The following is a 23,047-nucleotide window of genomic DNA, read 5'->3' on the forward strand; positions in this document are numbered from 1 at the left end:
ATGTAAGAGCCGCAAGGGTTTTGTCCCGGCGGCTCTTACACTTTTATTATTTTAAAATAAAAAATCAGCTGTCTTAAAGACAGCTGATAAAAATATATTAATTTTCGTCTTCTTCTATTGAAGCAGTATAAACCTGGCGCTTTCTAGCCATGTCATCGCTTTCAAGATATTCATCATAGGTTGTTACCTTGTCAATTAATTTTCCGCCTGGAAGGATTTCCATAATTCTATTGGCAGTAGTCTGTACAATCTGATGGTCGTGAGATGCAAATAACAAAACTCCCGGAAATTTAATAAGACCTTTATTCAAAGCGGTAATTGATTCCATATCAAGGTGGTTGGTAGGCTCATCAAGAATAAGCACATTTGCACCGGAAATCATTAGTTTTGAAAGCTGGCATCTTACTTTTTCACCACCGGAAAGAACTTTAAGTTTTTTTACACCGGCATCACCAGGGAAAAGCATTCTTCCAAGGAAACCACGAACATAAGTTGCGTCTTTGTTTTCGGAAAACTGAGTAAGCCATTCTACAATTGTGTAATCTACATCAAATTCTTCTGTAGAATCCTTAGGGAAATAGGATTGGCTTGTTGTTACTCCCCATTTAAAGGAGCCTGAATCTGCCTCCATTTCTCCAGTAAGGATTTTAAAGAGAGTAGTTTTAGCAATTTCATTGCCACCAACAAATGCGATTTTATCATCATGTCCTACGGTAAAGGTAAGATTATCAAGGACTTTTTCTCCGTCTATGGTCTTTGTAAGTCCCTCTACGAATAATACTTCGTTTCCAATTTCACGATCCGGTCTGAAATCGATATAAGGGTATTTACGGCTTGAAGGTTTGATATCATCAAGCTGTATTTTTTCCAGGGCACGCTTTCTTGAAGTAGCCTGTTTGGATTTTGAAGCATTTGCAGAGAATCTTGAAATAAAGTCCTGTAATTCCTTGATTTTTTCTTCTTTTTTCTTATTTGCCTCTTTCTTTTGTTTAATAAGAAGCTGGCTGGACTCATACCAGAAGTCATAGTTTCCGGTATAAAGCTGGATTTTTCCATAATCAATATCAGCTATGTGGGTACAAACTTTATTTAAAAAATATCTGTCGTGGGATACTACAATTACGGTATTCTCAAAATCAATGAGAAATTCTTCAAGCCAGGTAATTGCATCAAGGTCTAAGTGGTTAGTAGGCTCGTCAAGTAATAATATATCAGGATTTCCAAAAAGTGCCTGAGCTAACAATACTTTTACTTTAAGGCTTCCTACTAAATCTTTCATCATGGAATAATGGAATTCGGTTTCAATACCAAGTCCATTTAAAAGCTGTGCTGCATCTGATTCTGCATTCCAACCGTCCATTTCTGCAAATTCGGCTTCCAGTTCACTGGCACGGATTCCGTCCTCATCTGAAAAATCAGGTTTTGCATAAATGGCATCTTTTTCCTTCATAATGTCGTAAAGACGCTTATTTCCCATTATTACAGTATCTAAAACAGTAAATTCGTCATATTTAAAATGGTCTTGTTGTAAGAATGAAAGTCTTTGTCCAGGAGTAATTGAAACATCACCCTTTGAAGGCTCTAACTGTCCGGAAAGAATACGCAAAAATGTAGATTTTCCTGCACCATTAGCACCGATGATACCATAACAGTTTCCTTCTGAGAACTGAATGTTAACTTCTTCAAAAAGGGCTTTTTTACCGATTCTTAGGGTAACATTATTAGCACTGATCATTATTTATTAACACCTTTCTTTTATTTATTGCTTTTATTTTGGAAAAATGCCCCTATTACAAGAGGACACACTCCTAACTATTTTGACATATAGGATTAAAAAAAGCAAGGATAAACCCTAAATTGCTAATTAATATTACTTTATATAATTTTAATGATAGGTATCATTGTACTTTATATTCGTATGTTAAAATCAAGGTGAATTATGGGAATGTGTTAAAAGAAGGGATAATAATAGAAAAAGTTGCAGGGTGCAGGTGTATCTGTTTTGAAGAAAAGGAGAACGGTATGAAGAAAGTATTAGCTTTATTTTTAACATTGTCTTTAAGTTTACAAATGGCATTTCCTGTGGGAAGTGTAGTGGCTTTGGCCAAATCACAGGGTAATATGGCTTTAGGACATATTAATGATGGAATTGAAGTAAAAAGTGTTCATGAAAAAACTGAAAACAACCGGATAAAAGCAAAAGGAAGTGTTATGACGGAGAATGTAATTTCTTTCAAAGCTTCTGCACTTCCTGATACTTATAACTCACTTGATGAAGGAAAGATTAAAAGTACCATAAACGATCAGGGAAAAAGACAGATTTGCTGGGCGTTTTCTTCAATTGCGGCCATAGAGGCTTCCATGCTTTCAAATTCTGCTGAATTTTCAGGTGTTTCACCAGATTCCATTAATCTGTCAGAGCTTACATTGGCATATCTTGTTTACAACCGAAATGTAAACGATCCATTGGGGCTTACCAAAGGTGATTATAGTACGCTTAATAAAACAAGCTTTTTAGATGTAGGGGGAAACAGTATATATGCAGCCCTGGCTTTATCCACAGGTGAGGGACCTTATAATGAATCAGATGATCCTGTGGATTTTTCTACTATAAAGGATGTGGTAAATTACACCAAAACCGCAGATTATCAAACTTTACTGACTTCTTTGGAAGAGTTTTCAAAGCAGAATGCCTATGTCAATAAGCTTGCAAGAATTAAGGACTCCTATTGGATGTCTGCTGTTGACTGCGACGAGGTAAAAAATGCCATTATGGAATACGGTGCAGTGGATGTGGGAATTTATTATGAGATAACAAATATTTCTAATGTTTATGACAGTGTAAATAACAGTTATTTTTATAAAGGAGATAAAGAAGCAAATCATGAGGTTGTTATTGTAGGATGGGATGATGATTTTCCAAGAGAGAACTTTGTCAATATGCCGGAAGATAACGGAGCCTGGATTTGCAAAAATTCCTGGGGTACTTATAATACCGACGCAGACGGACTTTTCTATGTTTCATATTATGACTCTGCATTTACGAGGGAAAATAATACAGCAGTCTGTTTTTCCATGGAAAGTGCAGATAAATACGACAATGTTTATCAATATGACGGAACAATTAATACTTCATTTCTTTACAAGGATTCAAATGCAAAATTTGCTAATATTTACACAGCTTCAAGTGGTGCAGATTTTGAAAAACTTGAGGCGGTAACTTTTGCTCTTTACAGCACAAATACTGATTATTCAATAGATGTTTATACAAACCTTTTGGGAAATACTCCTGATAGCGGAACACTAGTTGCTTCGGCTAATACAAGCGGGACTGCTACTTTTAAGGGGATACATACCATAACATTAAATAATCCTGTTTCTATAGAGAAGGATAGTAAATACGCAATAGTTATTACTTTATCAAAATCAGGTTATAAAGATAATAAAGTTGGCTTGTATGCAGATAAGTCCCAAAATTCAACAATAATAACAAAAAATACCGTTTCAAAAAATCAAAGCTTTATGTATAACAATGCTCACTGGTATGACCTTTCAACTAATGGCAGCAGCGCTAGAATAAAGGCTCTTACAAATGACGCTAACGCTTCATTAGATAATAAAGCCATTAGTTTTTATTTAAGTGATACGGAAAAGACAATGGAAATTAATAACAGTTTTAACTTGTCCATTATAAATCAGGAGCCGGCTGATGCTTGTGAAACCTATGAGTTTACTTCAAGTGATACAACTGTGGCAAAAGTTGATTCCAATGGAAATGTAAGTGCCGTTGGCCTTGGAGAAGCAATTATTACTGTAAAGGCGGTAAATGGAAATATAGAAAAAGTATGTCATGTTTATGTTGTAAACAGAATTCTTACTGACTTTAAGTTAAATAAAGAAAGCCTTGATATGCTGGCAGGTGAAACCTTTGAACTTAAAGTAAGCTCTAAAACACCTTCAAATGCCGGTGATAATTTTGTATTTTCATCATCAGATACTTCAGTAGCCACGGTAAATGAAAAAAGTGGACTAATAACTGCCGTTACCACGGGAAGTGCCACCATATTCTGTATGGCAAAGGCTAGCGGTTTGGTTAGAAGCTGTCTTGTTACCGTTTCAGAAAATGTAATTACGGACTTTACCTTAAGTGAATCAGATAAAGAAATAGATTTGGGAGAAACCTTTACATTAAGTATAAAGGAGTGGACTCCTTTGGCTGCAAAGGGAAATTACAGCTTTAAATCAGAAGATAATACAGTTGCCACAGTTACAAGCAAAGGTTTAGTTAAAGGAACAGGAGCAGGAACAACTCAGATTACAGTAACAGAAGAAAAATCCGGATTGGAAAAAAGCTGTAATGTAAAAGTTTCCAAAGTTCTTATAACGGAATTTACTTTAAGTAGTGAGTCAAAGGAGATTTATACCAATCAGACTTTTACATTATCAGTGGCTTCAAAAACACCGGCGACAGCTTCTGAAACCTTTAAATTCTCTTCGTCAAATCCTTCAGTAGCTACTGTTGATGAAGATACAGGACTTGTAAAGGGTGTTTCGGCCGGGGATGCAATTATAACTGTAACAGGACAGGATTCCGGTCTTTCAAGAACCTGTAATGTCAAGGTAAATAAGTATGAATTAACTTCTTATGATATAGACCCTACAGAAAAAACAATACAGCCGGGAGAAACATTTAACATCAGTATAATAAACAAAGTACCTACTGATATTAAAGGAGTTACATTTAAATATTCATCATCAGATGAGTCAGTAGCAACAGTCAATGCTAATGGATTGGTAACAGGAGTTTCTAATGGAACAGCAAATATTGAGGTTTTATATGAAACATCCGGTATTCCTAAAAGCTGTAAAGTTATTGTATCAGACCAATTAACGGATTTTAAATTATCTTCTGAGAGTCTTTTAATAAAAGAAGGCAATAAAGAGACCTTAAGCATTATAGAAAAAATTCCCAAGGGAATAGATGAAACCTTTACATTTGAATCAGGAGATGAAAGTATTGCCACAGTTACATCACAAGGAGTTATTGAGGCAATATCCATTGGAACTACTACTATAACTGTAACAGCTGGTACATCTGGTATTCCTAGGAGTTGTGAAGTAACAGTAATAGATTCCGGAAAATTTAAAACATTGATACTGGATAAAACTGAGTGTCTTTTAGCAATAGGCAAAGCAGTATTATTAAATGCTACAGTTACGCCGGAATATGACACAATAAGCCAAAATAAACTGATTTGGGAAAGTTCTAACAGAAATATTGCGGTAGTTACCAAAAATACTGATACAAAATCTGCTCGTGTGAAGGGAAAAAGTGCAGGAAGGGCAACAATTTTTTGTAAAACCTCAGACGGAAGTAAATTAGTAGCAAAATGCGTTATAACTATACCATATAAAATAACTTATAAATTAAACGGAGGAAAAAATAGTAATTCAAATCCTTCCACCTACACTGGTGATGAAGAGGTGAAATTGTTTAATCCTACAAAGAAAGGCTACAATTTCGGAGGATGGTTTACTTCAAGCAGTTACAAATCCTCTACAAAGAAAAACTGTATAGCAAAGGGAAGCAAAAAGAACATAATTTTATATGCCAAGTGGTCTAAAGTGACTATAAATGCGGCTTCCATTAAATCCGCAAAAAAAGCCACAAAAACCTCTATTGACCTGGTTTTAAAGAATCTGGGAGGTAAGGTGAATTATCAGATAATGTATTCAACCAATGCCAAATTCAAATCATATAAGTCACTGGTTACAACCAAAACAAGCTATACTTTAACAGGTTTAACGAGAAATTCCATTTATTATATTAAAGTAAGAGGTATTGCAAAGGACTCTACAAATAAATCCGTATATGGAGATTACAGTGCGGTAAGAAAAGTAAGTTTAAAATAAGATAAGTATTTAATTTAAACGCAGGTGGCACAAAGTGCCACTGCGTTCATGATAAAGTAGCGAAGCGGATTACGAATGTCCGCTTTACTGCCGGTTGCGCGGAAATTTATGCAATCGGCATTTTTTTGGGTAATTTTTAGATAAAAAACGAAGCTTTAAGGACATTTTGTATAAAATATGTTAAAATAAGCTGGTGATATACAACAAATTAATAGCATTTTAAGGTAAAAAGGAAAAAAATGGGAGAAAAAGTAACAAAAATAGATTTGTCATTATATAAAGAATTGTTGGAAAGTATCAGGATTCCCTTGTATGTAATAAGACAAAAAGACTATGAAATGCTTTTTATAAACAGTTATGGAAAAAAATACTGGGGAAAATATGATGATTATCAGGGAAAAAAATGTTACCACTTTATGGTGGAACAAGATGCACCCTGTGATTTTTGCGATTTTTTATCGGAAGAGGTTTCTCACATAAAAATGGAAGAGTTTTACTTAGATGATAAAAAAGCCTGGATGCAGGGAAATATACATAAGATAATCTGGGATAATGAAGATGCCGTATTGTTTTATTATTTTGATGTTACAGAATTCAAAATGAAAAAAATATATGACTATTTGGATCTTGATACTTTAGATGTTCTTGTTCAAAATGTTCCATCTGGAATGGCTATAGGTTATGTAGAAAATCATATTATAAAAAAACTGTCTATAAATGATATCATAGAAGAATATCTGGGTATTCCAAAGGGAATACTTTATATGAATGATCATTCTTTGATTTCAACGCGTATTCATAAAAACGATATTCCAAATGTAAGAAAATCCATGTTGGGTTTAAAGGAAAATCACCGTATACATTCAGTTAAATTCAGGTATTCCAAAAATAATAATGGATGTTATATATGGTATAGAATAGATGTAAGCTGTATTGACATATTAAATGGTTATTTTTTATTTATCTCTATGCATGACATAGATGATGAAAAGAAAAAAGAAGAAGAATTATGGCTTGCAAATCATACTTTGGAAGATACTTTAAAGATTTATAGCGCTATAGCTGCAAAAAACGAAAGCATTGTTTATGAATTTGATTTAAAAAGTCGCACATTAAAGGCCATTGATAATGAATATGCCAGAAAGAGATTTAAAGAGCTGGGTTATCCTATGGTTTTGAAAAATGTTCCTGAAGTTTTTGAAGGAATTTTAGATAAGAAAAACTATGATTTGATAAAAAAAATTTATGCTGAATTTGAATCAGGGGAAAAAAATAATTCAGTTTTGATTGAAGCTAAAGAAAAAGACGGAAAAAAGAGAATAGCAAAGCTTGATTATACATGTATTTATAATTCAGAGGGAAAGCCGGTTAAATACTATGGAACAGTTCAAAACATTACTGAAAAATGGGAAAAGAATATAGAATATAAGGAAAAACTGGAAGCTTTTAACAATTATGATGAAAAATATTTACTGGCAAAAGTTCATGTTAATTTAAGTGATAATTATATTATCAGCAGTGCTGACGGACAACATAAAAGTTTAGCGTTGGTGGGCGCTGACGGAAAAAATTATAGTGAGATACTAGATGAAGTATCCCAAAAAGCACTTCAAAAAGAAGATGTAGATAAAATAAAAGAAATGTATCCGGATAAACTTATTAAACTGTACGAAAAAGGAAAAACAAATTACGAATTTTACTACAGAAGAGGTTGTCGTGTTAAATTTTATCTCTGGATGAAATTAGATATACAGATTTTTGAAAATCCATATAAAAATAATCTGGAAGCTTTTGTGTATATTTATGACAGCACAAAATATTCTCTTTCAAGGATGCTGATTTCTAAAATTACTGAAATAGGCTTTGAATTAATAGGAATTATAGATACTGTTTCTGGATTAATTTCAACCTATGAAAATGATGAAGGGATGGAAAATTTTGTTGAAAAAACTGCTCATTTGGATTATGATAGTTTTTTTGAATCAGAAGTGGGAACCTCTCTTTATTTAGAAAACGGTGAAAGAATCAAAAAATATTTTAAATTAGAGAATGTAGTTAAAGAAATTGAGGAAAAATCAACAGTTTCTTTTCGCTTCAATTTCAGGGATGCAGATGGAAATTTAAAATATAAAAGTATAGAATTATGTTTTTTGGATGATTCTAAAAGATATATCTATTTTTGCGAATATGATATTACAAAGCAATATCTTGAGGAAAAAGAACAGTATAGAAAAATGGAAGAGGCTGCTAAGATAGCAAAAATGGCCAATGATTCCAAAACTGAATTTATTTCAAGAATAAGCCATGACATTCGAACACCTATTAGTATAATTAAAAATATGGTGGATTTTGCCATGGAAGATATATATGAACCTGAAAAGTTAAAAAGCGATTTAAGAAAAATAGAGGCTGCCAATGGATTTTTGCTTAGTCTTATTAATGATGTTTTAGATATATCAAAAATCGACAGCGGAAAAATGGAGCTTAACGAAGCCCCTTATACTGCCAAAGAACATATTGAAAATGTTGAAAGCATATTAAAAACCATGTGCGATGAAAAGCATCTTAAGTACGAGATAAAAGATTATACGGGACAGGGAGTAATTGTTGTAGACAAAATCAGAATAAACCAGATTATTTTAAACCTTATCTCCAACGCGGTTAAATACACTCCTTCCGGAGGAACTGTGAAGTATACTTCCCTTACAAAACAGTTAAAAGAAGAAGGAAAAATGCTCTTTGGATTTGAAATAGAAGACAATGGAATTGGAATGAGTAAAGAATTTCAAAAGAAGTTGTTTGAACCTTTTACTCAGGAGTATAATAATCCTTTTAGAAAAAAAACTTCCAGCGGTACAGGACTTGGTATGTCCATTGTTAAAAAAATCATTGATTTAATGGACGGAGAGATAGAAGTTTATTCAAAGCTTGGAAGGGGAACAAAGATAAGAGTAAGTGTGGTTACAGACGATGCTTCTGATAATTTAAAATACAGAGATTATTTTGTTAAAAAGATGGTTAAGGATGATAAAGCCCAAATAGAAGGGAAAATTCTTTTAGTTGAAGATAATGAAATAAATATGGAAATTGTCAAACGAATCATGGACAGCTATAATATAGAGTACGATTCAGCCATAAACGGCAAAGAGGCAGTTGACATTTTTGAAAAATCTTCTATCGGTGAATTTAGTGCTATTCTTATGGATATTCAGCTTCCTATTATGAATGGTTACGAAGCTACCAAAGCAATTAGGTCTCTGCCAAGAACTGATGCAGAAGAAGTTGTTGTTATAGCAATGACAGCAGATGCATTTTCTGATGCCATAAAAAAGGGTAAGGAATCCGGTATGGATGAATATGTTATAAAACCTTTAAATCCAAAGATTTTGTATAATACCCTGGTTAAACGAATAGGAGCAAAAAATGGTTAAATATATAATGTTTGATTTAGATGGTACCCTTACAGATTCAAGAGAAGGTATAATTAATTCTATCATATATGCCCTTGAATATTTTGGTATAAAGGCTCCAGGGGATAGAAGTTTACTGGAGTGCTTTATCGGGCCACCTTTAGATTATTCATTTCAGAAACATTATGGTTTTAGCGAGGAAAAAAGCTGGGAAGCAGTTGAAATTTACAGAAAAAGATATGATCCCATAGGCAAGTTTGAAAACAAACCCTATGAAGGTATAGAAGAACTTTTAAAAATCCTTAAAAAAAATGGGAAAAAGCTTATAGTGGCTTCTTCAAAGCCTCATCAAATGTGCATAGATATTATAGAGCATTTTGGACTTGATAAATATTTTGATCATATTCAAGGGGGTGCCGATAAAGGACAGTTACATTCAAAAACAGGTGTTATGAAAGAAGCTTTAAATGTAATGAACATTACAGAAGAAAAGAAGAAAGAAACTGTGATGGTTGGGGATACCATGTTCGATATCGAAGGAGCAAAAGCCCTTAACTTAAAAAGCATAGGGGTGTGCTATGGATTTGGAAGTAAAAAAGAATTAGAAGAGCATGGTGCAGATTTTATTGTAAAAGACATAGAACAGTTAAAAAAAGTATTATTGTCTTAAAAATAAAAAAATACGAAAGTGGACTTTTTATGAATAAGAAAAATGTTTTTTTAGATATATTAAATATAATATGGCCTGTAGCCCTTTATTTATTAATAAAGGCGTTTTTTGTGACGGCAGTTACTACCTTTATTTCCTATGCAAAAAATGCCAGATTAATAATAGGAAATCTTGATTTTTCTACCTTGGCTTCCAGTGCCGATGTTTCAGAAATGTTAAGAGTATTAAGTTATTACACCACAATAATTGTAACTTTAGTTTGTATTCCGGTATTTTATGTGATTTATAAAAGGGATAAAATGAGAAGAAACGAGAATGGAAAAAAAGTAAGGCTCTCACAAAATGCAGTAGGTCTGATAGTTCTTTTGGGTGTTTCTTTAAATGTATCTCTTAATAATCTAATATATTTAAGTGGTATAGCCTTTGATTCAGAGGCCTTTAATGAAACAACGGCTAGTCTGTATTCATCAGGCTTGATTTGGGAATTATTGGGGGCAGTGATTCTGGCACCGGTAGCGGAAGAACTTATCTTTAGAGGGGTTTTATATGCAAGATTAAAGAAAGTATTTCCTCCTATAGTTTCTGCTGTAATATCCGGACTTGTTTTTGGAGCGATTCACGGAAATATTGTACAATTTATTTATGCCGGAATTATTGGAATAATTTTTGCAGTATTGGTAGAAAAATATAAAACAATAAAGGTTAGCATTTTAGCTCATGCCACAGCAAATTTTGTTTCCATTATTTCAGTGGAATCCACTATGTTTGATTTTATGTATAAAAATAATGCAACTTATGTGGCAATTACCATTGCCAGCTGTTGCGTAGCAGCATTTATTATAGGAAATTTAAGTCAATCGGAAAAATCATCACGCTCAGGATTTTAAAGAAAAAATCACATTGTGAAAAATAGTCCTTTACAAATGATAAAAAGTGGTGTATATTTCCTTTAACACATCAATTCGATAAAGAATTTTTAATTAAGCCAAAGGCGGCTTACTCTTATTTGAGTATTCGTCTTTGGCTTTTTTTATTCTTTTTGTAAGTGAAAGGGACAATCAGAATTTAAGAATTTATCGAAAATTGATTGTAAATAAAAGAGTTGTTGGCACAAGTTAAGCTGTTACCAATTAAAAATCGGAGGTCTACTAATGGATAAATTTGGTATTAATAACAAAATGAAAACGCCTCCTCTTTATAATGAAGCTTTTGAGCATGACAATTGTGGTATAGGTGCAGTTGTTAATATAAAGGGGTTAAAAACTCACAAGGCTGTTGTGGATGCCTTAAAGGTTGTTGAAAACTTAGAACACAGGGCAGGAAAAGATGCTGAAGGAAAAACCGGAGACGGTGTAGGAATTCATCTTCAGATATCTCATGATTTTTTTAAAAAAACCTGTAAAACTTGCAGTATTGAATTAGGTGAACCGGGAACCTACGGTATTGGAATGTTCTTCTTTCCACAGGATGAATTAAAAAGAAACAGTGCAAAGAAAATGTTTGAGATTATTGTGGATAGAGAAGGTATGGAATTTTTAGGATGGAGGAAAGTTCCTACAAAACCTGAAATCTTAGGACACAGTGCTGTAGAATGTATGCCTTATATTATGCAGGCTTTCATCAAAAAACCTAAAAATGTAAATAAGGGAATTGATTTTGACAGATTATTATATATAGTAAGAAGAATTTTTGAGCAAAGTAACGAAGATACCTATGTGGTTTCCCTCTCAAGCAGAACAATAGTATATAAGGGAATGTTTCTGGTAAACCAGCTTAGAATGTTTTTTGACGATTTAAGAGATGAAGATTATAAATCTGCAATCGCCATGGTACATTCTCGTTTTTCTACCAATACAACTCCAAGCTGGGAAAGAGCCCATCCATACAGATTTATTGTTCATAATGGAGAAATCAATACCATAAAAGGTAATGCTGATAAAATGTTAGCCCGTGAAGAAAATATGAATTCAAAATATCTTCATGATGAATTATCCAAAATACTGCCGGCTATTTCAGCTTCAGGTTCAGATTCAGCCATGCTTGATAATACTTTGGAATTTCTGGTAATGAGTGGAATGGATTTGCCTCATGCAGTAATGATTACCATTCCGGAGCCATGGGACAATAACAGAATTATGTCTCAAAAGAAAAAGGATTTTTATCAATATTATGCAACTATGATGGAACCTTGGGATGGACCTGCATCAATTTTATTTTCAGATGGAGATATAATGGGAGCTGTTCTTGACAGAAACGGTCTGCGTCCTTCCAGATATTATATTACAGATGATGATTATCTTGTTTTATCATCTGAAGTAGGTGTTTTGGATATTGCACCTGAGCATATTGTAGTTAAAGAAAGACTTCATCCGGGAAAAATGCTTCTTGTTGATACAGTTGCCGGAAGAATAATTGATGATGATGAACTAAAGGAAAATTATGCAAGACGCGCTCCATACGGAGAATGGCTTGATGCAAATCTTATAGAATTAAAAGATATAAAAATACCTAATAAAAATGTACCTCAGTTGGATAAGGTTACAAGAAGAAAGCTTCAAAAAGCTTTTGGATATACCTATGAAGAACTTACAAATGAAATTCTTCCTATGGCCTATAAAGGTTCAGAGGCTATTGTTGCCATGGGAATAGACTCTCCATTGGCAGTATTATCAAAGGGACACCAACCTTTGTTTAACTATTTTAAACAATTATTTGCCCAGGTTACAAATCCACCGATAGATGCCATTAGGGAAAAGGTTGTTACTTCAACAACTGTTTATATAGGTGCAGATGGAAATCTTTTGGAGGAAAAACCGGTTAACTGTAATGTAATAAAAGTACATAATCCGATACTTACAAACACGGATCTATTAAAGCTTAAGGAAATGAAAGTTCCGGGATTTACGGTAAGAGTGATTCCAATTACATATTACAAGGGAACCAGTCTTGAGAAAGCAATTGACAGATTATTCATTGAAACAGACAGAGCTTACAGGGATGGTGCCAATATAATTATTCTTTCAGACAGAGGAATAGATGAAAACCATGAAGCAATTCCTTCATTACTGGCAGTTTCAGCACTTCAGCAATATCTGGTAAGAACCAAAATGCGTACCCAGCTTTCTCTTATCTTAGAAAGCGGTGAGCCAAGAGAAGTACATCATTTTGCTACACTTTTAGGCTACGGCGCATCTGCAATAAATCCATATCTTGCACTTGACAGTGTAAAAGAGCTTATTGAAGACGGAATGCTTGATAAGGATTATTATGCAGCTATGGAAGACTATAATAAGGCTGTCCTTGACGGAATAGTAAAAATTGCCTCCAAAATGGGTATTTCCACAATTCAGTCCTATGAAGGTTCTAAGATATTTGAGGCCATAGGAATTGATAAGGAAGTAATTGATAAATACTTTACAAATACAGTATGCAGAGTGGAAGGACTGGGACTTTCTGATATTCAGCAGGATGTTGAAACATTACATAATGCAGCTTTTGATCCTTTGGGATTAAATTCAAATTTGGAATTAAATACCGTAGGAAGACAAAGATTTAGAAGCGGTGATGAAAGGCATTTATATAATCCAAAGACAATTCATTTGTTGCAATTATCCACAAGGACCAACGATTATAAGCTTTTCAAGGAGTATTCAAAGGAAATCAATGAAGAATTAGGTCTGATAAATTTAAGAGGACTTATTGATTTTAATTATCCAAAAAAATCAGTACCTTTAGAAGAAGTAGAGGGAGTTGACTCCATTGTAAAAAGATTTAAAACTGGGGCGATGTCTTATGGTTCAATATCCCAGGAAGCTCATGAAGCATTGGCAGTTGCCATGAATACCTTAAAGGGAAAATCAAATTCAGGTGAAGGTGGAGAAAGCCCTGAAAGACTCACAATAGGAGAAGATGGTTTAAATAAATGCTCAGCTATAAAACAGGTGGCATCTGGAAGATTTGGTGTTACCATTGAATATCTGGTGAGTGCAAAAGAAATACAGATAAAAATGGCACAGGGAGCAAAACCTGGAGAAGGAGGACATCTTCCTGCCGGAAAAGTATATCCTTGGATAGCTAAAACCAGACATTCAACTCCGGGAGTGGGACTTATTTCACCGCCTCCTCATCATGATATTTATTCAATAGAAGATTTGGCACAGCTTATTTATGACCTTAAAAATGCCAATAAAAATGCCAAAATATCCGTAAAACTGGTATCTGAGGCAGGAGTGGGAACAGTTGCGGCAGGTGTTGCCAAGGCAGGTGCCCAGGTTATACTGATTTCCGGATTTGATGGAGGTACCGGAGCTGCGCCTAGAAATTCAATTCAAAATGCAGGTCTTCCATGGGAATTAGGACTGGCTGAAACTCACCAGACCCTCATTAAAAACGGCCTTAGAAATAAAGTAAGAATAGAAACAGATGGAAAATTAATGACAGGAAGAGATGTGGCTATAGCAGCTATTTTAGGTGCAGAAGAGTTTGGATTTGCAACAGCACCTCTTATCACTTTGGGCTGTGTAATGATGAGAGTCTGCAACCTGGATACCTGCCCTGTAGGAGTGGCTACACAAAATCCGGAACTTAGAAAGAGATTTACGGGAAAACCAGAATATGTTATTAATTTCATGAAATTTATAGCAGAAGAATTAAGAGAATACATGGCAAAATTAGGTGTCAGAAGTCTTGATGAGCTGGTGGGACGTACTGATTTACTTAAAAAGAAAGAAAATCTGGAAGAGCGTCCTGCAAAAATTGATTTATCAAAGATTCTTGATAATCCTTATTCAAAGATGAAAAAAGTGATTTTTGATTCAAAACAGGTATATGATTTTGAACTGGAAAAAACAGCCGATGAAAAAGTTCTAATAAACAAGTTATTGCCACATATAAAAAATAATGAAAAAGGCAGTGTTGAAATAAATGTTGGAAACACAGACAGAACTTTTGGTACAATGCTTGGTTCTGTTATTGCAAAAAATTTCGGAGAAAATACTTTAGAGGACGACACCTATATTGTAAAATGCCATGGTGCCGGAGGACAAAGTTTTGGAGCATTTATTCCAAAGGGACTGACTTTGGAATTGGAAGGAGACAGTAACGATTACTTTGGAAAAGGACTTTCAGGTGGAAAACTCATGGTTTATCCTCCAAAGGGATCAAAATTCAAAGAGGATGAAAATATTATTATAGGAAATGTTGCATTATATGGTGCAACTAGCGGAAAAGCCTTTATAAACGGTGTAGCAGGAGAAAGATTTGCAGTTAGAAACTCAGGAGTAAAGGCAGTAGTAGAAGGCGTGGGAGATCATGCTTGCGAATATATGACTGGAGGCTGTGTAGTGGTACTTGGTAAAACCGGAAAGAATTTCGCAGCCGGAATGAGCGGTGGTATTGCCTATGTACTTGATGAAGACAGTGATTTATATACCAGAGTAAATAAATCCATGGTATTTAGCGAATCACTTAATTCAAAATATGATGTAGTTAAATTAAATGAAATGATTAGAGAGCATGTTAAAAATACAGATTCAAAAATCGGAAAGAAAATTCTTGATAATTTTGAAACATATCTTCCTAAATTCAAGAAAATTATTCCATATGACTACGATAAAATGTTAAATACCATTGTAGCCATGGAAGAAAAGGGTCTTAGCAGAAAACAGGCTCAGATAGAAGCATTTTATGCCATAAAAGGAGGTATGAAATAATGGGAAAAGCAACAGGTTTTTTAGAATATGAAAGACAGGGCGGAGTACTTGTTCAAGAAAAGCAGCGTATAAAAAACTATAATGAATTCCACGAATACCTCTCAGAAGAAGAACAACAGATTCAGGCATCAAGATGCATGAATTGCGGTGTACCTTTTTGCCAGTTTGGAATGGAAATAATGGGAATGGCATCAGGTTGTCCTTTGCACAATCTCATTCCGGAATGGAATGATTTGATATATAAAGGAAACTGGGAATTGGCCTATAACAGACTTAAGAAAACCAATAGTTTCCCTGAATTTACCTCAAGAGTGTGTCCGGCTTTATGTGAGGCTGCCTGCACCTGCGGTTTAAATGGGGACTCAGTAAGTGTAAGGGAAAATGAACATGCTATTATAGAAAAAGCCTATAAAGAAGGTTTTGCAAAGGTAAATATTCCTAATATAAAAACTGGTAAAAAAATAGCGATTATAGGTTCAGGACCTGCAGGACTTGCTGCGGCAGACCAGTTAAATCAAAGAGGTCATAGTGTAACTGTATTTGAAAGAGATGATCGTCCTGGTGGATTATTAATGTATGGAATACCTAATATGAAACTGGAGAAGGACATCATATACAGGAAAATTGATATTATGAAAGAAGAAGGGGTGGAGTTTAAACTTTCACAAAATATTGGAAAGGATAAAAAAGCCTCTGAAATATTAAAGGAATTTGATAGTGTTATATTAGCCTGTGGGGCTAAAAATCCAAGGGATATAAAAGCCGCCGGAAGAGATGCCAAGGGAATATACTTTGCTGTGGATTTTTTAACTTCCAGCACAAAAGCATTGTTAAAGGTAAGGCAAAAAGATAAAAAGACAGATAATTTAGCAAAAGCAGATGGATTTATTGACTCTAAAGGAAAGAAAGTAATTGTAATAGGTGGCGGAGATACAGGAAATGACTGTGTGGCAACCTGTATTCGTCATGGTGCAAAATCAGTTACTCAGTTAGAGATGATGCCTAAGGCACCGGAAAAAAGAGCTCAAGACAATCCATGGCCACAATGGCCTAAAGTCTGCAAAACCGACTATGGTCAGGAAGAAGCAAAAGCAGTATTTGGAAGCGACCCAAGAGTATATCAGACAACCGTAAAAGAATTTATTAAAAATGAAAAAGGTGAATTAAAGGCTGTAAAATGCGTAAATCTGGAGTTTTCAAAAGATGAAAAAACAGGCAAAAATCTAATGAAAGAAGTTGCAGGTAGCGAAAAGATATTAGATTGTGACCTGTTACTTATAGCAGCCGGATTTTTGGGAAGTGAAGAATATGTGGCAAAGGCTTTTGGTGTAGAACTTGATGAGAAAACCAATGTATCAACTCAAAAAGGCAGATATGCCACAAATGTAAAAAAAGTATTCACAGCAGGAGATATGCATAGAGGACAGTCTTTAGTGGTATGGGCAATTCTTGAAGGAAGAGAATGTGCCAGACAGGTAGATGAATACTTAATGGGATATACAAATTTATCCCCACAATAATCGCCCTTTCGTAGTTATTAATATATTTATCCAACAAAAAGCCGGGAAGTTTTTATGCTCCCGGCTTTTTTCCTTTAAATATTAAATTAAATAAGCTCGTAATGAACCAAAGCCTTATAAAGACCATCTTCCCACATGTCATCTGTAATGTATTCGGCGGCTTCTTTGGCATCCTTTGTCCCATTTCCCATACATATGGCATGTTCTACCATGTTAAACATATCAAGGTCATTACTGCTGTCTCCAAAGCCATAGCTGTCTTTAATATCCACGTCAAGCATTTCACAAACCTGCTTGATACCGGTTCCTTTGTTACATCCCTTAGGAACAAGCTCAAGATAAATATTTCCGTGAGCTATTCCATCAAAAACATCCTTTAAAGGTTCCATAACATCTTCATTTTTAAAATCAGGTCCAACTCTTAAAGTCATTTTATTAATATCAATTTTTTCCACATCATCGTATATTGGAAATATTTTTTCTTTAAAAGCTGTATTAAATATACCGTTTTCAGAACTTATATCATGCAGCGCATCAAAATCAAAATATAATCTTTCCCAACCTTCTAAAACAGGTACAGAGTTTGTTTTATTAATAACATTCAGGGCTCTTTCAATATCAGAATGGGGTACTTTGATGTTTTGCTTTACTTCTCCCTGATAGGAAATATAGGTTCCACATCCGGCGCTGATTCCGTCAAAGCCCAATTTAAGAATAGTATCATCGTCGATAAAGGCTCTTGTTCTTCCGGTGGAAAGAAAAGAGTATATGCCATTTTCCCTAAGTTTTTTTAGGCCTTCTTTTGTACTTTCTGGAATCCCCTTTTTAAAATCATATATAGTTCCATCAACATCAAAAAATGCAATTTTTTTCTTCATTGATTGTTTCCTTTCTGAAATCGGTTAAAAGGGACATATATTCCTTAGATGGGAACTATCCCTTTCCTTTACAATTAATCCTTATAAAATTTAATCACATTAAGACATACTAACATAAAATAACAAGTTCATCCAGTAGGGGACAAAAAGGTTGGGGGTAAATTAATATTTTACTTTAGAAAATATTAATTTTTTAAAGGAGATTAAGAAAGAATTCGTTTAAAAAAAGCAGCCCAAATCTTTCTAAAAGCCCGAAAAATAGCGAAAAATGTTAAAATTGAGTAAATGAAAGAAAAAAAGAGAAAATAAGAGAAAAAATATATTTAATTAATACTAAATTAATATAAATTTGTTTGCACAAATCCAAGTGAAAAATTATTATATGACTATCGGTAGCACTCAAAGGGTGTGAGTGCTAATAATAAATGAAAGTATATTAATTTAGACATATAATTGTCATTAATTTAAGGAGGAATACGAAATGAAATTAGTACCATTAGGAGACAGAGTTGTAATTAAACAGTTGGTTGCTGAAGAAACTACAAAATCAGGTATCGTTTTACCAGGTAATTCCCAGGAAAAACCACAGCAGGCTGAAGTAATTGCAGTTGGTCCTGGAAAAGTAGTAGATGGTGAAAAAGTTGAAATGCAGGTAAAACCTGGTGATCAGGTTATCTTTTCTAAATATGCAGGAACAGAAGTTAAAATCGACGGAGAAGAATTAATGATTGTAAGACAGGAAGACATTCTTGCAGTAGTAGAGTAATAATAGTCCATAAAAGGAGGAACATTAATAATGGCAAAAGAGATTAAATACGGAAAAGAAGCAAGAGAAGCACTTAGTGCCGGAGTAAATAAATTAGCAAATACAGTAAGAGTAACAATCGGACCTAAAGGAAGAAATGTAGCAATTGAAAAATCCTATGGTGCACCACTTATTACAAATGACGGTGTTACAATTGCTAAAGAAATCGAGCTTGAAGATGCATTCGAAAACATGGGTGCTCAACTTGTTAAAGAAGTTGCTACGAAGACAAATGATGTAGCAGGTGATGGTACTACAACAGCTACAGTACTTGCACAGGCAATGATTAATGAGGGAACAAAGAATCTTGCAGCAGGAGCTAACCCAATTTTCCTTAGAAAAGGTATGCAAAAAGCTACAGAAAAAGCTGTTGAAAGCTTAAAGGAAATGAGCTCTCCTGTATCAGGAAAAGAGCATATTGCTAAGGTTGCTTCAATTTCAGCAGGTGATGAAGAAGTTGGAAACCTTGTAGCAGATGCTATGGAAAAAGTTTCTAAAGATGGTGTTATCACTATTGAAGAATCAAAAACAATGCAGACAGAGCTTGACCTTGTAGAAGGTATGCAGTTTGATAGAGGGTATGTATCAGCTTACATGTCAACAGATATGGAAAAGATGGAAGCAAATCTTGACAATCCATATATCCTTCTTACAGACAAGAAAATTTCAAATATTCAGGAAATTCTTCCTGTTCTTGAGCAAATCGTTAAAACAGGTGCAAGCCTTTTAATCATTGCAGAAGACATTGAAGGTGAAGCATTAACAACTCTTATCGTAAACAAATTAAGAGGAACATTTAAAGTTTGTGCTGTTAAAGCTCCTGGATATGGTGACAGAAGAAAAGCTATGCTTCAGGATATCGCTGTATTAACAGGTGGACAGGTTATCTCAGAAGAATTAGGACTTGACCTTAAAGATACAACATTAGAGCAGTTAGGACGTTGTAAATCAGTTAAAGTTCAAAAAGACCTTACAACAATAGTTGATGGTGCCGGAGAAAAGAACGAAATAAAAGGAAGAATCGAGCAGATTAAGGCTGAGATGGAAGTTAATACTTCTAAGTTTGATACAGAAAAATTACAGGAGCGTCTTGCTAAATTAGCTGGTGGTGTTGCAGTTATTCGTGTTGGAGCAGCTACAGAAGTTGAGATGAAAGAAGCTAAACTTCGTATGGAGGATGCTTTAAATGCAACAAGAGCAGCAGTAGAAGAAGGAATAATCGCAGGTGGTGGATCAGCATATATTCATGCAGCAAAAGAAGTTGCTAAATTAGCTGAAACTCTTGAAGGTGATGAAAAGACAGGTGCAAAAGTTGTACTTGCAGCTTTAAGAGCTCCATTATTCTACATTGCTGAAAATGCTGGTCTTGAAGGAGCAGTTATCGTAAATAAAGTTAGTGAGTTAGAGCCTGGCTTCGGTTTTGATGCTAAGAATGAAAAATATGTTAACATGGTAGAAGAAGGAATCCTTGATCCAGTTAAAGTATCAAGAAGTGCACTTCAAAATGCTACATCTGTTGCATCTACAGTTCTTACAACAGAATCTTCAATCGTTTCTATTAAAGAGCCAGAAATCGCAGCTCCAGCTGCAAATCCTGGAATGGGAATGATGTAATAAAAAAATCAAAAAAGCTATTCAAAGAGTTCCACAATTATAGTTGGAACTCTTTTTTTGCGAAAAATAGATAAAAATCTTGAATTTTGTGGAAATCTTTTTTGCATCTTTCACATTGACAAGAAAAATTATTTTTGCTAAACTTTTGTGAAAATATAGATAAATTGTATACAAAATTGGAAAGTGAGGAAATAAAATGGGTACAATTATAGGCGAAGGTATCACATTTGATGATGTATTGCTTGTTCCTACATATTCTGAGGTCATTCCGAATCAGGTAGACCTTTCAACAAATCTTACAAACAAAATCAGGTTAAATATTCCACTTATGAGTGCCTGTATGGATACGGTTACAGAGCATAGAATGGCGATTGCCATGGCAAGGCAGGGTGGTATCGGTATTATCCATAAAAACATGACAATTGAACAGCAGGCAGATGAAGTTGATAAGGTTAAACGTTCTGAAAACGGAGTAATTTCAGATCCATTTTATTTGTCTCCTGAGCATACACTTCAGGATGCAGATGAGTTAATGGCAAAATTCAGAATTTCAGGTGTTCCTATTACTGAAGGAAGAAAATTAGTGGGAATTATAACAAACCGTGACTTGAAATTTGAATCTGATTATACAAAAAAAATCAGAGATTGTATGACTTCCGAAGGACTTATTACGGCAAAGGAAGGAATTAGTTTAGAAGAAGCCAAAAGCATTCTTGCAAAAGCAAGAAAAGAAAAACTTCCAATTGTAGATGATGATTATAATTTAAAGGGACTTATTACAATAAAGGACATCGAAAAGCAGATTAAATATCCAAATTCAGCCAAGGATTCCCAGGGAAGACTTTTATGTGGAGCAGGAGTAGGTATAACAGCCAATGTTCTTGACAGAATAGATGCACTTGTTAAGGCTCATGTTGATGTAGTTGTGCTTGATTCTGCCCATGGTCATTCGGCTAATGTAGTAAGAACCATCAAAATGATTAAGGAAAAATATCCTGATCTTCAGCTTATAGCAGGAAATGTAGCAACAGGAGAAGCTACAAAAGCCTTAATAGAGGCAGGTGCAGACTGTGTTAAAGTTGGTATCGGACCAGGTTCCATATGTACAACCAGAGTTGTGGCAGGTATTGGTGTTCCACAGGTTAGTGCTATTATGGATTGTTACAAAGTATCAAAGGAATATGGTATTCCGATTATTGCCGATGGTGGTATTAAATATTCAGGAGAAATTACAAAAGCCATTGCAGCAGGTGCCAATGTATGTATGATGGGTAGTATGTTTGCAGGTTGTGATGAAAGTCCTGGAGATTTTGAATTATATCAGGGACGTAAGTTTAAGGTATATAGAGGAATGGGTTCCATAGCTGCCATGGAAAATGGAAGCAAGGACAGATATTTCCAATCAAATGCAAAGAAACTTGTTCCTGAAGGTGTTGAAGGTCGTGTTGCTTACAAAGGCTCTGTAGAAGATAGCATATTCCAGTTAGTTGGTGGATTAAGAGCAGGTATGGGATATTGTGGTGCACCAGACATTGAGACTCTTAAAGAAACAGGAAGATTTATTAAAATTTCTGCTGCAGCATTAAGAGAAAGTCATCCACATGACATTCATATCACAAAAGAGGCTCCTAACTATACAGTAGACGAATAATTATAAAATTTACTGCCGCAAAAATGCGGCAGTTTTTTTATGTAAGTAAATAGTACTTTAGTACTTTGAAATCTTAATATTAACATAATAAAGTTTAAATAAGGTTTAATTTAGGATTTTATACTTGAAAAACTACTATTTCTATCATAGAATAAACAAATGGGAAGAGATTCAAAAAGGACTAGAAAAAAGAAAAAGTTAAAAAAGAAAAATAAGGGAATTAAATGGATAAAACTGGCTGCTTTGGTGGTGATAGCTGCGTTTGTAATTATTGTTGGAAAGAGGGTATATGATAGTTTAAAGACGGTAAATAATGCAGAAATATCAAAAGCAGTTACAAAAAATATCAGCTTATCAGAGTATCCGGAAATAGATGTGGAACTTCTTACAATAAATCCTTATTCAAGGCCGGGAACACCTTTAGAAAAAATCAATGGAATAGTTATTCATTGGACCGCTAATCCAGGTTCAAGTGCAATAGCAAATAGGGATTATTTTGAATCTTTAAAAGATAATCATATTACATCTGCCAGTAGCCATTTTATAATAGGACTAGACGGGGAGATAGTTCAATGCATACCAAGCAGTGAAATATCCTATGCTTCAAATGATAGAAATAATGATACATTATCCATTGAATGTTGCATTCCAGATGAGACAGGAAAATTTAATGATGCAACATATTCAAGTATGGTTTATTTTACAGCCTGGCTTTGCAAAAATTTTAATGTTGATGTTGATAATGTAATCAGACATTACGATGTCACAGGAAAAGATTGTCCAAAATATTTTGTGGAAAATGAAGATAAATGGTTATTATTTAAACAGGATATAAGAAACTATATAGCTAAGTACAGTGACTAGAAAGTAAAGGT

12 protein-coding genes are annotated in these 23,047 nt (G+C 34.3%); 10 read left to right on the forward strand and 2 right to left on the reverse strand.

Features of this window, described 5'->3' with window-relative positions; all coding sequences use genetic code 11:
* Window positions 1-97: 97 nt before the first annotated feature.
* Complete coding sequence (locus tag BM153_RS05855) at window positions 98-1,735, reverse strand: ABC-F family ATP-binding cassette domain-containing protein (RefSeq protein WP_092871689.1); 1,638 nt, start codon at window positions 1,733-1,735, stop codon at window positions 98-100.
* Between the two features lie 287 nt (window positions 1,736-2,022).
* Here BM153_RS05855 and BM153_RS05860 point away from each other — a divergent pair, with 287 nt between their 5' ends.
* The 6 genes from BM153_RS05860 (at window position 2,023) to BM153_RS05885 (ending at window position 17,224) form a co-directional block, all read left to right on the forward strand.
* The gene (locus BM153_RS05860; protein ID WP_143088274.1) at window positions 2,023-5,913 is read left to right on the forward strand and encodes an Ig-like domain-containing protein; all 3,891 of its coding nucleotides are present in this window, start codon (window positions 2,023-2,025) and stop codon (window positions 5,911-5,913) included.
* Window positions 5,914-6,152: 239 nt separating this feature from the next.
* A complete protein-coding gene (locus tag BM153_RS05865) occupies window positions 6,153-9,344 on the forward strand; it encodes a PAS domain-containing sensor histidine kinase (RefSeq protein ID WP_092871693.1) in 3,192 nt (1,063 codons plus the stop codon).
* Entirely contained in the window at window positions 9,337-9,993 is a 657-nt protein-coding gene (locus tag BM153_RS05870; RefSeq protein ID WP_092871695.1) for an HAD hydrolase-like protein, read from the forward strand. Before BM153_RS05865 ends, BM153_RS05870 begins: the two co-directional genes overlap by 8 nt.
* A 29-nt stretch (window positions 9,994-10,022) precedes the next feature.
* Window positions 10,023-10,880 carry a CPBP family intramembrane glutamic endopeptidase gene (locus BM153_RS05875; protein WP_092871697.1) on the forward strand — a complete coding sequence of 286 codons (858 nt, stop codon included), beginning with the start codon at window positions 10,023-10,025 and terminating at the stop codon, window positions 10,878-10,880.
* Between the two features lie 264 nt (window positions 10,881-11,144).
* Window positions 11,145-15,704 carry a glutamate synthase large subunit gene (gltB, locus tag BM153_RS05880; protein WP_092871699.1) on the forward strand — a complete coding sequence of 1,520 codons (4,560 nt, stop codon included), beginning with the start codon at window positions 11,145-11,147 and terminating at the stop codon, window positions 15,702-15,704.
* On the forward strand, window positions 15,704-17,224 hold the full coding sequence (locus tag BM153_RS05885; RefSeq protein WP_092871701.1) for a glutamate synthase subunit beta: 1,521 nt from the start codon (window positions 15,704-15,706) through the stop codon (window positions 17,222-17,224). The genes gltB and BM153_RS05885 overlap by 1 nt, the downstream gene beginning before the upstream one ends.
* 86 nt (window positions 17,225-17,310) lie before the next feature.
* Here BM153_RS05885 and BM153_RS05890 read toward each other — a convergent pair whose 3' ends face one another.
* Window positions 17,311-18,102 (reverse strand): HAD-IIB family hydrolase, encoded by a 792-nt coding sequence (locus BM153_RS05890; protein WP_092871703.1) that lies wholly within the window; start codon window positions 18,100-18,102, stop codon window positions 17,311-17,313.
* Between the two features lie 481 nt (window positions 18,103-18,583).
* Between BM153_RS05890 and groES the strand changes: the two genes are divergently transcribed.
* The 4 genes from groES to BM153_RS05910 all read left to right on the forward strand — a co-directional run bounded on the left by groES (window position 18,584) and on the right by BM153_RS05910 (window position 23,036).
* Window positions 18,584-18,868: a co-chaperone GroES gene (gene groES / locus BM153_RS05895; RefSeq protein WP_092871705.1), complete on the forward strand. Its 285-nt coding sequence runs from the start codon at window positions 18,584-18,586 to the stop codon at window positions 18,866-18,868.
* Window positions 18,869-18,898: 30 nt separating this feature from the next.
* A complete protein-coding gene (groL, locus tag BM153_RS05900) occupies window positions 18,899-20,521 on the forward strand; it encodes a chaperonin GroEL (protein ID WP_092871707.1) in 1,623 nt (540 codons plus the stop codon).
* Between the two features lie 196 nt (window positions 20,522-20,717).
* Window positions 20,718-22,172: an IMP dehydrogenase gene (gene guaB / locus BM153_RS05905; protein ID WP_092871709.1), complete on the forward strand. Its 1,455-nt coding sequence runs from the start codon at window positions 20,718-20,720 to the stop codon at window positions 22,170-22,172.
* 159 nt (window positions 22,173-22,331) lie between these two features.
* Entirely contained in the window at window positions 22,332-23,036 is a 705-nt protein-coding gene (locus BM153_RS05910) for a peptidoglycan recognition protein family protein (RefSeq protein WP_092871711.1), read from the forward strand.
* The last annotated feature ends 11 nt before the right edge of the window (window positions 23,037-23,047 follow it).

This window comes from Acetitomaculum ruminis DSM 5522 (genome assembly GCF_900112085.1).
Taxonomy (GTDB): Bacteria; Bacillota; Clostridia; order Lachnospirales; family Lachnospiraceae; genus Acetitomaculum; species Acetitomaculum ruminis.

What these genes read in the sequence shown, in the direction of transcription:
- BM153_RS05875 (WP_092871697.1), top strand. Translation starts at nt 10,023, where the DNA reads ATGAATAAGAAAAATGTTTTTTTAGATATATTAAATATAATATGGCCT.
- groES (WP_092871705.1), top strand. Translation starts at nt 18,584, where the DNA reads ATGAAATTAGTACCATTAGGAGACAGAGTTGTAATTAAACAGTTGGTT.
- BM153_RS05860 (WP_143088274.1), top strand. Translation starts at nt 2,023, where the DNA reads ATGAAGAAAGTATTAGCTTTATTTTTAACATTGTCTTTAAGTTTACAA.
- gltB (WP_092871699.1), top strand. Translation starts at nt 11,145, where the DNA reads ATGGATAAATTTGGTATTAATAACAAAATGAAAACGCCTCCTCTTTAT.
- BM153_RS05870 (WP_092871695.1), top strand. Translation starts at nt 9,337, where the DNA reads ATGGTTAAATATATAATGTTTGATTTAGATGGTACCCTTACAGATTCA.
- BM153_RS05855 (WP_092871689.1), bottom strand. Translation starts at nt 1,735, where the DNA reads ATGATCAGTGCTAATAATGTTACCCTAAGAATCGGTAAAAAAGCCCTT.
- BM153_RS05890 (WP_092871703.1), bottom strand. Translation starts at nt 18,102, where the DNA reads ATGAAGAAAAAAATTGCATTTTTTGATGTTGATGGAACTATATATGAT.
- BM153_RS05885 (WP_092871701.1), top strand. Translation starts at nt 15,704, where the DNA reads ATGGGAAAAGCAACAGGTTTTTTAGAATATGAAAGACAGGGCGGAGTA.
- guaB (WP_092871709.1), top strand. Translation starts at nt 20,718, where the DNA reads ATGGGTACAATTATAGGCGAAGGTATCACATTTGATGATGTATTGCTT.
- groL (WP_092871707.1), top strand. Translation starts at nt 18,899, where the DNA reads ATGGCAAAAGAGATTAAATACGGAAAAGAAGCAAGAGAAGCACTTAGT.
- BM153_RS05865 (WP_092871693.1), top strand. Translation starts at nt 6,153, where the DNA reads ATGGGAGAAAAAGTAACAAAAATAGATTTGTCATTATATAAAGAATTG.
- BM153_RS05910 (WP_092871711.1), top strand. Translation starts at nt 22,332, where the DNA reads ATGGGAAGAGATTCAAAAAGGACTAGAAAAAAGAAAAAGTTAAAAAAG.